General features: G+C 59.9%; 8 protein-coding genes and 1 pseudogene. 5 read left to right on the forward strand and 4 right to left on the reverse strand.

All coding sequences use genetic code 11. The features are described from left to right. The coding region (locus ACRESD_RS24365; protein ID WP_178922248.1) for a carboxynorspermidine decarboxylase at positions 1-1,096 on the reverse strand (1,096 nt) is incomplete at its 3' end. Positions 1,097-1,282: 186 nt separating this feature from the next. Between ACRESD_RS24365 and ACRESD_RS24370 the strand changes: the two genes are divergently transcribed. Then, entirely contained in the window at positions 1,283-1,990 is a 708-nt protein-coding gene (locus tag ACRESD_RS24370; RefSeq protein ID WP_431753245.1) for a DUF2268 domain-containing putative Zn-dependent protease, read from the forward strand. A 188-nt stretch (positions 1,991-2,178) separates the two neighbouring features. On the opposite strand, the gene ACRESD_RS24375 is transcribed toward ACRESD_RS24370, so the two are convergent. After that, the gene (locus tag ACRESD_RS24375; protein WP_431753246.1) at positions 2,179-3,267 is read right to left on the reverse strand and encodes a polyamine ABC transporter substrate-binding protein; all 1,089 of its coding nucleotides are present in this window, start codon (positions 3,265-3,267) and stop codon (positions 2,179-2,181) included. A gap of 20 nt (positions 3,268-3,287) precedes the next feature. Next, positions 3,288-4,578 (reverse strand): annotated as a pseudogene (locus tag ACRESD_RS24380) (NAD(P)/FAD-dependent oxidoreductase). A gap of 116 nt (positions 4,579-4,694) precedes the next feature. On the opposite strand from ACRESD_RS24380, the gene ACRESD_RS24385 reads away from it, so the two are divergent. The 4 genes from ACRESD_RS24385 (at position 4,695) to ACRESD_RS24400 (ending at position 9,275) form a co-directional block, all read left to right on the forward strand. Further along, on the forward strand, positions 4,695-5,567 hold the full coding sequence (locus ACRESD_RS24385) for a LysR substrate-binding domain-containing protein (RefSeq protein ID WP_431753247.1): 873 nt from the start codon (positions 4,695-4,697) through the stop codon (positions 5,565-5,567). Positions 5,568-5,639: 72 nt separating this feature from the next. Continuing rightward, positions 5,640-6,248: a LysE family translocator gene (locus tag ACRESD_RS24390; RefSeq protein WP_431753248.1), complete on the forward strand. Its 609-nt coding sequence runs from the start codon at positions 5,640-5,642 to the stop codon at positions 6,246-6,248. 97 nt (positions 6,249-6,345) lie between these two features. After that, positions 6,346-8,634, forward strand: coding sequence for a 5-methyltetrahydropteroyltriglutamate--homocysteine S-methyltransferase (metE, locus tag ACRESD_RS24395; protein WP_431753249.1), 2,289 nt, complete (start codon positions 6,346-6,348; stop codon positions 8,632-8,634). Between the two features lie 98 nt (positions 8,635-8,732). After that, on the forward strand, positions 8,733-9,275 hold the full coding sequence (locus ACRESD_RS24400; protein WP_431753251.1) for a DUF924 family protein: 543 nt from the start codon (positions 8,733-8,735) through the stop codon (positions 9,273-9,275). On the opposite strand, the gene ACRESD_RS24405 is transcribed toward ACRESD_RS24400, so the two are convergent. Continuing rightward, positions 9,272-10,402, reverse strand: a 1,131-nt coding sequence (locus tag ACRESD_RS24405) for a hypothetical protein (RefSeq protein WP_431753250.1), incomplete at its 5' end; no start/stop codon positions are given. The two genes, ACRESD_RS24400 and ACRESD_RS24405, sit on opposite strands and share 4 nt — an antisense overlap.

A 10,402-nucleotide genomic window follows, 5' to 3' on the forward strand; every position in this document is an offset into this window, starting at 1 on the left:
ACGAAAGGCTGGACAGGTAGTCGTCGTAACCAAATTCACGAACCACCTCGACAGTACCGTCGAGTTGTTTCACTACGATGGACGGCATTTTCAGGCCGTTGAACCAGTTTTTCTTGACCATGGTGTAGCCTGCGGTGTCGATGAACGACAGCCGATCGCCGATGGCCAGCGGACGATCAAATTGATACTCGCCGAAAATGTCCCCGGCCAGGCAGGATTTGCCGCACACCATGTAGGTGTGTTCGCCGTCGCTTGGCGCCAGCTTGGCGTTGAGGCGATAGATCAGCAGGTCCAGCAGGTGGGCTTCGATGGAACTGTCCACTACGGCGAGGTTCTTGCCGTTGTAGAGGGTGTCGAGCACGGTGACTTCCAGGGAAGCACTGTTGGTGATCGCCGCTTCGCCGGGTTCCAGGTACACCTGCACGCCGTACTTCTCGGAGAACGCCTTCAAGCGCGCGCAGAACGCGTCCACGGCATAGTCTTCACCGGTGAAGTGGATGCCGCCGCCGAGGCTGACCCACTCGACCTTGTGCAGCAGCGCGCCGAAGCGTTCTTCGATCACACCCAGCATCTTGTCGAACAGGCTGAAATCGCCGTTCTCGCAATTATTGTGGAACATGAAGCCGGAGATCTGATCGATCACGCCTTCGATCTTCACCGGGTCCCATTCGCCCAAACGGCTGAACGGACGCGCCGGGTCAGCCAGCAGGTAGTCGGAACTGCTCACCTGTGGGTTCACGCGCAGGCCACGGGTCTTGCCTTCGGAACGCTCGGCAAAACGCTGCAGCTGGCTGATGGAGTTGAAGATGATCTTGTCGCAGTTATCCAGCATCTCTTCGATTTCATCGTCAGCCCAGGCCACGCTGTAGGCGTGCGCCTCGCCTTCGAACTTCTGGCGGCCGAGCTTCAACTCATACAGCGACGACGAGGTGGTGCCGTCCATGTATTGCTGCATCAGGTCGAACACCGACCAGGTAGCGAAGCACTTGAGCGCCAGCAACGCCTTGGCGCCGGACTGCTCGCGTACGTAAGCAATCTTCTGCATGTTGACCAGAAGCTTCTGTTTATCGATGAGGTAGTACGGCGTTTTGATCATTTTTGAGAGCCTGCGGCGGTGCCTGCCAAAAAAGGACACGCATTGTGCCCGCACTTGAAGCGGATCGAAAGGTTAGCGAGCGGAATTTGCCGCGCACCTTTGCAAGTTACCCTGGCTGTGTGACCGTCTATCGCTATCATGGGCTGCCTGGACATGTGGTCCTGGAGTTGTCGACGGGAGGTCATGATGGATGCATGGACGTTGCACTGGTTGGAGGCTTCGGGCTCTTTGGCTGAGCTTCGCAATGAGTTGAATGAAGAGTTTGAGGTGGCTTATCGCGCAATTGCTCGACGGATGCCGCCGCCACGGCTGGATGTGCTGATCCAGCGCTTGCCCGGTGAAACCATTGCGCAATTGGGCCTGGTCGGGCGGGCTTATCGCAGCACGATGTTCTCCATGACCCTGGACCCCGACAACCCTAATTTCGCCGCGAGCCTCAAAGGCGGGGCGGTGCATCGGCACATTGTTCACGAGGTGCATCATTGCCTGCGCATGGCGGGGCCAGGGTACGGTTGGACGCTGGGTGAAGCGCTCATCAGCGAAGGGCTGGCCGGGCAGTTCGTGCAGCATGTGATTGGCAGCGAACCGGAGCCGTGGGAGAGGGCGCTTGGCCTTGAAGCATTGCAAGCTGCGCCGGTGAGCCTGAGTGAGCTTGAAGCGACTTACTACGATCACAGTGCGTGGTTTTTTGGTGCCGGGGATAAACCCAGGTGGTTGGGGTATGCGCTGGGGTATCAGATGGTCAGGTGTTGGTTGGCCTCGGTTGGAGAGGTCGATGCCGAAACCTGGGTCAACGTTTCAGCCCGCGATATTTTGGCGGTTGCAGTCGAGTCTGGCTTGGTGACGCATAACCTCAGACACCGCCAATCTCCTGTGGGAGATGTCGAGCTTTAGCGAGGCTTCGAAGGCGGCGTCACGGTTGGCAGCCCCATCGCCATCGAGGGCAAGCCCCCTCCCACAGTTGAGTCCTGCTAGTAAGTAGAAAGCGTTTGGCTATAGATCTACAGACACCGTCAGTCCCCTGTGGGAGATGTCGAGCTTTAGCGAGGCTTCGAAGGCGCCAGCCCTGTCGATAGAACTGGTCAGGTATTGGTCTTTAGTTTGTTCCACAACCGCGTGGCCAGCCGTGCTATTGCGGGTGGCAGGTCCTCGACGATGAACAGCTTGTCCATCACGCTTTTCGGCGGATAGATCGCCAGGTCTTGCTTCACCGCTGGAGTAAGAAACTCATCTGCCGCACTGTTGGGGTTGGCGTAGTGAATGCTGTTGCTGATGTTGGCGATCACCTTGGGGTCGAGCAGGTAGTTCATGTAGGCGTAGGCGTTCTTCTCATGGGGCGCGGCCTTGGGCATTACCACCATGTCCAGCCACAGCGTCGAGCCTTCTTCGGGGATGGAATAGGCGATGTCGATGCCATTCTTGGCCTCTTTGGCACTGGCGGCGGCTTGCACCACATCGCCGTTGAATCCAATCACTGCGCAGATATTACCGTTGGCCAAATCGCTGATGTACTTGGAGGCGTGAAAGTACTGGATGTACGGCCGAATCTTCAACAGTGCCTGTTCGGCTTGTTTGTAGTCGGCGGGTTCATGGCTATGGTGAGGCAGGCCCAGGTAGTTGAGGGTGATGGGAAGGATCTGCGTGGGGTTGTCGATGATCGCCACGCCGCAGGTGCTGAGTTTCTTGATCGTGTCTTCATCGAAAAACATCTTCCATGAACGCGTGACATCGGTGTTGCCAAAGATCGCCTTGATCTTCTCGACGTTGTAGCCAATGCCCGCCGTGCCCCACATATAGGGAAAACCATATTGGTTGCCGGGGTCATTGGTCTCGAGCTTTTTCATCAAGACCGGGTCGAGATTTTTCCAGTTGGGCAACCGGCCGCGGTCAAGTTTCTGAATCGCGCCGGCCTTGATCAGACGTGACAGGAAGTGGTTCGACGGGCTGACTACGTCGTAGCCGGTGTTGCCGGTCATCAACTTGGATTCAAGCACTTCGTTGCTGTCGTGAATGTCGTAGGTGGCCTTGATCCCGGTGGCCTGGGTAAAGCGCGTGAGGGTGTCGTCGGCGATGTAGCCGTTCCAGTTGGAGATGTTCACCTCCTCTGCGGCATGGCTGGCCAGCGAAAACACACCTAGCATGACGGCCACGGATACTCGGTTGATAGGCATTGCATTCACCTTTTTTTGTTTTAGATTTCTGAACGGGCGCGCACCGCTTCGATGCGCAGGCGCAACAGGGCACCGAGGTCGAACAACGGGCGTGGCGGTAACCAGCCAGGTTGTGCACGCTGGATCACCGATTGCAGCAACGGTGAGCTTTGACCGCTGGCCCACTCGGCCATCAATCGCCCCCACAAGGTACCGCGTGCTACCCCGGAGCCGTTGCAGCCGGCGATGGCGTACAGGTTGTTTTCGATCCTGGCGAAATACGGTTGGCCGGAGCGCGACGCGCTGAGGTGACCGGTCCAGGTGTAGTCAATGTCTTGCTCGGTGAGCCAGGGGAAGCGCCGTTGCAAACCCAGCACATGGTGCTGGCGGCGTTGCAGCAAATCGGTGTTGGACAAATCACGGGTGCGATACTCGGCGGTATTGCGGATCATCACGCGCCGGTCCGGTGTCAGGCGCACCGTGGCGCCGAGTGGCCGTGTCGACAGCACGCCCCAGGGTTGGGCGGCGCATTCTTTTTCCGTCAGCGGGCGGGTGAGGCTGGCGCTGAGTTCCATGGGGAACGTGGCGCTGCGGTCCAACCCGACGCGGGGAATAAACGAATTCAGGCATACCAGCACCTGCCGCGCTTCAATACTGCCCCCCAGGGCTGGTCGCGCGAATGCTGCCGTTGGCCATTCGCTCAAGGCCGGTGATGTCGGTGTTTTCAAACAGGCTGACTGAGGCCGGTAACGCTGCCAGCAACCCCTTCACATACTTGGCCGGTTGCAACAGCGCGTTACCATTTCCGCACCAGATCGCGGCCTGGTAATGCGCGGTGCCGAGCTTCTTGTGCAGCGCGTCGCCTTGCAAAAAATGCGCAGATGCACCAAGGGCGAGCAAGGTGGCGAGTTTGCTGTCTACGTGGTCGAGCTTATCGGCGTCATGCACGGCGAAGAAGTAACCGCTGTCGCGCAAATCGCAGTCAATGGCATGGCGAGCAACGCGCTGGCGCACCTCGTCACTCGCCGCGCGAGAGATCGCGGTGTCCACCTCAAAACCCGCGAAACCCGCATTGCCCAGCAGTTCGCTTTCAGTTGGGTGTTCGTGTGCCACCACAAACCCCGAGTTCCGTGCCGAGGCACCTTGCGCCGCGCACTGGCGGTCGATGATCACGATGCGAGCTTCGGAGTGCATAGCCGCCAGGCTGTGAGCCGCGCAGAGCCCGGTGATGCCAGCGCCGATTACCAGCCAGTCTGTCTGTTGCGTGCCCTTCAAGGCGCTGCGAGCGGGTAGGGGTTCGGTTTGGGCTATCCAGCCACAGATATTCTCCACGGTAACCTCAGCTGCATGCGTTGATCGCATGAATGGTTTGATTCGATGGCTGGAATTTATAGGGACTTGGGTGATACAACCAACGTTATAAAATCATCCAGTTATTCGGAAAACGCATGGATAAGCTTCGTCACGTTCCATCGTTGCAAGGCCTGCAGACGTTGGTGGCAGTCAGCGACAGTGCCAGCTTCACCCAGGCTGCGCAGACGTTGTGCCTGACCCAGAGCGCTGTTAGTCGCCAGGTCCAGCTATTGGAAAACCACTTTGGCGTGGCACTGTTCACCCGCACCAGCCGCAGTTTGCGCCTGACAGTTGAAGGCGAGCAGGTGCTGATTTACGCGCGCAGTATCCTTGCGCAACTCAAGGTGTTGGAGGACCGCATCTCGCCGCACAAACGCCCATTCCGCATTCGTCTGCACGTGTCGTTGGCCGTACGCTGGTTGCTGCCCAAACTGAGCGATTTCTACCGCTTGCACCCAGACATTTCCCTGGCCATCGAGACTGTTGCAACCGAAGTGGTCGAGCCTGGTGGCGATAGTGATGCTTACATTCAGTACTTGCCCAAACCGCCGCACGATCCTGCGTGCCTGACGTTGTTTCAGGAAAAATTGGTACCCGTGTGCGCTCCCAAGCTGGGGCAGCTTGAAACGCTGGATGACCTGCGCAATGTGGCGTTGTTGCACCGTTCGACCGACAAGCAAGACTGGCGCGTGTGGTTGGCCGCCAACAGCGCCGATGTGCTGGAGGATTACCGACACATCCCGTTCAACCTCGACGAATTGGCGTTGGACGCCGCTGCTCGCGGGCTTGGCGTGGCGATGACCGATCTGACTCTGGCCGCTGAATCCATCGAACGTGGAGTGTTGGTAGTGCCGTTGGGTGAGCCGTTGGTGACGGGCGGGGTGTATGCGTTATGCCTGCAGCCGATGGCAGCGTCTCACCCAGGTTACAGGGTGATCATGCAGTGGTTTTCAGCACAGGCACGCTGAACCACAAACGTACAAGATTCAGCGCAAACGCCCTCAGTAGACTTCCCGCATTCCCTCTACTGCAGGTTCCCCATGGACATCTTCCTCTACGCCTTCAGCGTCATGTACAGCCCAGGCCCGGTCAACTTCATGGGCCTCAACGCCGGGCTCACCGGCCAGTTCCAACGCTCCACCGGGTTCTTCATCGGGGTGGGCTGCGCGATGATGGTGTTGTTCGTGCTGTTTGGCTACACCGGTGAGGCGATCATTTCCCAGGCGGCGTTGCCGTACATCTCCCTGGTGGGCGGTGTGTACACCCTGTACCTCGCCTATCAGGTGTTCACAGCCCGCACGGTGGTGGATGAACAGTCTGCGACGGCGTCGGTCAAGACCCTCACGTTCTGGAATGGCCTGGTGATTCAGTTGCTCAACCCCAAGGGCATCATGGCGGTGTTGCCTATCACCAGCGTGATGCTGCCGGCGGCGCACATCACCGGGGTTTCCATCGCCGTCGTTTCGGCTGCGCTGGCGTTCGGTGCATTCGGTGCGCCGTGGGTTTATGCGCTGCTCGGGGCCTTGCTGGGGCGGCGGATCAATGGAACGTCAGCGTTTACAGTGTTCAATCGCTGCATGGGTGTGGCGTTGGCGGTGTGTGCGTATTTCATGTTCCATGCGTTCTATCTGCACCTGAATGCAACATGAGGGAAACTTGTGGTCATCTAGAATAATATGAGTTTGTCTCACTATCAGTGCTTATCGACAATGGCTGCCATACATAAAGACATTGGAGTTGTAAGTCATGGCAGTCGCTCATTCCCTTGGATTTCCGCGCATTGGACGTGATCGTGAACTGAAAAAAGCGCAGGAAGCGTTTTGGAAGGGCGAGCTCGACGAAGCCAGCCTGCGGGCCGTCGGCCGTGACTTGCGCAAGGCCCATTGGGACTTGCAGAAAAACGCCGGTATCCAATTATTGCCCGCTGGCGACTTCGCCTGGTACGACCAGGTGCTGACCCACTCGCTGATGTTCGGCGTGATCCCCGAGCGTTTCCGCCCAGCCGATGGCAAAGCCACCTTGCACACCTTGTTCGGCATGGCCCGTGGCGTCAGCGACACCTGCTGCGGCGGTGCCCACGCCCAGGAAATGACCAAGTGGTTCGACACCAACTACCACTACCTGGTGCCTGAGTTCAGCGCCGATCAGACATTCCATCTGGGTTGGGACCAACTGTTCGAAGAGGTGCAGGAAGCCCGCGACCTGGGTCACACCGTCAAGCCGGTGGTTATCGGCCCGCTGACTTACCTGTGGCTGGGTAAAGCCAAGGGCGACGACTTCGACAAACTTGACCTGCTCGACCGCCTGCTGCCGCTGTATGGCCAGATCTTCCAACGCTTGGCCGAGCTGGGCGTGGAATGGGTACAGATCGACGAGCCGATCCTGGTACTCGACTTGCCTCAAGAATGGAAAAACGCCTTCGAGCGTGCCTACAACCTGATCCAGCGCGATCCGTTGAAAAAGCTCGTGGCAACTTACTTCGGCGGCCTGGAAGAGAACCTCGGCTTGGCCGCCAACTTACCGGTCGACGGCCTGCATATCGACCTGGTACGTGCACCGGACCAGTACCCGACCATCCTCGACCGCCTGCCGGCTTATAAAGTGTTGTCCCTGGGCGTGGTCAATGGCCGTAACGTCTGGCGCTGCGACCTGGAAAAAGCCCTGGCAACCTTGCAGCACGCCCATGAGAGGCTCGGCGATCGCCTGTGGGTGGCACCGTCCTGCTCGCTGCTGCACAGCCCGGTGGATCTGGGCCGTGAAGACAAGCTGGATGCCGAGCTGAAAAGCTGGCTGGCCTTTGCCGTGCAAAAGTGCTCGGAAGTCGCCGTGCTGGCCCAGGCTGTCAATCAGCCCGAAGCTCCCAATGTGTTGGCGGCCCTGGCTGAAAGCCGCGCTGTCCAAGCCGCCCGTGCGGCTTCGCCACGCATCCACAAGCCCGTTGTACAGGCACGTGTCGCGGCTATTACGGCCAAGGACAGCCAGCGCCAGTCGCTGTTTGCCCAGCGTATCGAGAAACAACGTGCCGGCCTGAACCTGCCATTGTTCCCGACCACCACCATCGGTTCGTTCCCGCAAACCGCCTCGATCCGCCTGGCGCGCCAGTCGTACAAGGCTGGCAAGTTGAGTGAGGCCGAATACGTCGAAGCCATGCACAGCGAGATCAAGCACGCCGTGGAGGTGCAGGAAAACCTCGGCCTGGACGTGCTGGTGCACGGTGAGGCAGAACGCAACGACATGGTCGAGTACTTCGCCGAGCAACTGGATGGCTACGTGTTCACCCGCTTCGGTTGGGTGCAGAGCTACGGTTCGCGCTGCGTGAAACCGGCGGTGATCTTCGGTGACTTGAGCCGCCCGAAGGCCATGACCGTAGAGTGGATTCGTTATGCCCAAGGCCTCACCCACAAGGTGATGAAGGGCATGCTGACCGGCCCGGTGACCATGCTGATGTGGTCGTTCCCGCGCGAAGACGTGAGCCGCGAAGTGCAGGCCCGCCAATTGGCCCTGGCGATTCGCGACGAAGTGGTGGACCTGGAGGCTGCCGGCATCAAGATCGTGCAGATCGACGAAGCCGCGTTCCGCGAGGGTTTGCCATTACGCCAGGCGCAGTGGCAGCACTACCTGGACTGGGCCACCGAAGTGTTCCGCCTGTGCGCCTCCGGTGTGCGTGACGAAACCCAGATCCACACCCACATGTGCTACAGCGAGTTCAACGATGTGATCGAGTCCATCGCAGCCATGGATGCCGACGTGATCACCATCGAAACGTCGCGCTCGGACATGGAGCTGCTGGACGCCTTCGAAGCCTTCGCTTACCCGAATGAAATCGGTCCGGGTGTCTACGACATCCACTCGCCACGGGTGCCGGACGCTTCGGAAATGGCCAACCTGCTGCGCAAGGCGGCCAAGCGGATTCCGGCCGAGCGCCTGTGGGTCAACCCGGATTGCGGCTTGAAGACGCGGGGCTGGCCGGAGACGGAAGCGGCGTTGATTCATATGGTGACGGCGGCGCGTCAACTGCGGGCTGAACTGGAGTAGTCTAAACACCTGTCTTCAAAGACTGGCCGCAATGCTCGAGGGTGTTGCGGCCAGTTTTTGTTGAGGTTTTCAGGATCGTTGGGGGAGTGATGATGAGCATGCAAGCACAGTCGGCCGAGGCCGTGATCGAGTTCTGGAAACAGGCCGGCCCCAAGCGTTGGTTCGCCAAGGATGAGGCGTTTGACGCGGCGTTTCGCGACACTTTCCACGAAACTCATATGCAGGCCGCGAGGCGTGAATTGGAGGGCTGGCTGGAATCGGCGCAGGGCGCGCTGGCCTTGTTGATTCTGCTGGACCAGTATCCGCGCAATGCCTTTCGTGGCACCGCGCATATGTTCGCCACCGATCCACTGGCGCGGCTGTATGCCCAACGCATGGTGGGTGCCGGGCTGGATCAATTGATCGAACCTGAGTTGCGTGCGTTCTGTTATTTGCCGTTCGAACATTCCGAAGACCTGGCGGATCAGCTGCGCTCGGTTGAACTGAATCAGCACCTGGACGCCAGCACCTATCACTGGGCCAAGGAGCACGCGAACATCATCGAGCGGTTCGGGCGCTTTCCCCATCGCAACGCGTTGCTGGCCAGGGTTACCACCGAGCAGGAACATGAGTTCCTCAAGGGCGGTGGCTTCGCCGGTTAAGCCTCGGCGGGCGCCACCACTTTCTTGGCATCGGCCGGGCGGAAGCGTCGCAAACCTTTGAGGTCGACCGCCCAGCGCAAGGCTTCGGTGGCCGAGGGGCGCGGGCCTTGGCTGATCGCATGTTCATCCTGGGTGAGGGCGGTGAGGTAACCCTGGGCGCCGCCGCGCTCGCTCCAATAGTGGGTGTGGCTGAGCCAGGAACGGGCGAGCCAGCCTTTCCATTTGCCCACGCTGACCGGTAAATCGAGCACACCGTTGCCCATCACCGGCTTGACCGGGCCGCCGACGATGTCGCCAAACAGGCCATAAGGTGCCGGGAAGTAGAGATTGGTCCAGCGCGTCACCGCAAACGCTGCGGCATGGTGCAGGTAGTACGGCGTAAAAGGCTGCTGGCCGAGCATCACCGGTTGGCGGGCGTTGTAACCGTAGCCCTTGTCATCCTCGGTGGGTGGGCAAGCCGGGGCTTCGCGGCGCTCCATACGTTGCTTGAAGTCGCTGACGCTGCGGCCCAACAAGAGGCTGGCATGGGCCATCGGACTGCCGACGGTGACCAGGTCGGTGATGCGCCACGGGTTGCCCAGGCCGCGCTGTTCGACAAACGCCGCCGCCTGCTGTTCGCGAAACCGCAAGGTGCTGCCCAGGCTGCCGTCGAGGGCGGCGCCGGCGTTGGGCAGTGCTTCCTTGATCACCGGTTGCAACGCTTCGTGATGGGCGTAGCGGGCGGCCAGTTCGCGATTGCTGGGCGTCACCTGGGTGAGCTGGTCGTGATGTTCGTGCCACAGGTAGCCGACGATGTCGTAGGCGATCACGCTGCCCAGGCTGTGGCCGACCACGATGATGCGGTCGTAGTCGCCCTTGTTGTGCAATGCGCGCAACAGCTCTACGCCATCGGCGCGTATCTGCTCACGCACCACCACATTCTGGGGGTTGGGGCTCAGGTAGCGTGCCGCATCGCCGAGGTAGGACAGGGCGGAATAGCGCAAGCCCAGGCCGATGGCGCCCAGCAGCAGCGGCACCAGCGCAAAGGGGTTGTCGCTGTGATCGAAGCGGCCCCAGGCCGTGGCCAGGGTGCCGCTGGCGATCAGCAGCAGAAGCACCAGCACTGTCCAGCGCGTGGTGCGCCAGAT

It is taken from the genome of Pseudomonas sp., from assembly GCF_050739995.1.
In the GTDB taxonomy this organism is placed as follows: Bacteria; Pseudomonadota; Gammaproteobacteria; order Pseudomonadales; family Pseudomonadaceae; genus Aquipseudomonas.